This is a genomic window from Streptomyces sp. P9(2023), from assembly GCF_032436795.1.
In the GTDB taxonomy this organism is placed as follows: Bacteria; Actinomycetota; Actinomycetes; order Streptomycetales; family Streptomycetaceae; genus Streptomyces.
Window position 1 is genome coordinate 1 of sequence record NZ_JAUPWM010000318.1, and the last position, 303, is coordinate 303.

The following is a 303-nucleotide window of genomic DNA, read 5'->3' on the forward strand; positions in this document are numbered from 1 at the left end:
GCGCTATCAGCTTGAGAGAGGCCGCCATGCTGCAATCGTTCCCTAGAGATTACCGCTTTACTCCACCTGACCAGCCCATTTACTTCAAGACTACAGGCCGCATGATTGGAAACGCCGTCCCAGTTCGGTTGGGAAAAGTGATTGGGCTGAGTTTCATTCGTCACGTCGAGACACTACGTCAGCGGCAGAGAGATCGAACTCATGCCGTAGCCGAGCTTCCAGCGTAGGCAAATCGCGAGTCTCGCACTCCCACACGATCAAGACTCGCCACCCCAACGCCCGCAAGGCCTCCTCCTTGCGGGC

General features: G+C 57.1%; 1 protein-coding gene. It reads left to right on the forward strand.

All coding sequences use genetic code 11. The features are described 5' to 3' along the window. The first annotated feature begins 11 nt into the window (after positions 1–11). Positions 12–227, forward strand: a complete 216-nt coding sequence (locus Q5762_RS40180) for a DNA cytosine methyltransferase (RefSeq protein ID WP_399495570.1) — start codon at positions 12–14, stop codon at positions 225–227. Positions 228–303 lie beyond the last annotated feature (76 nt).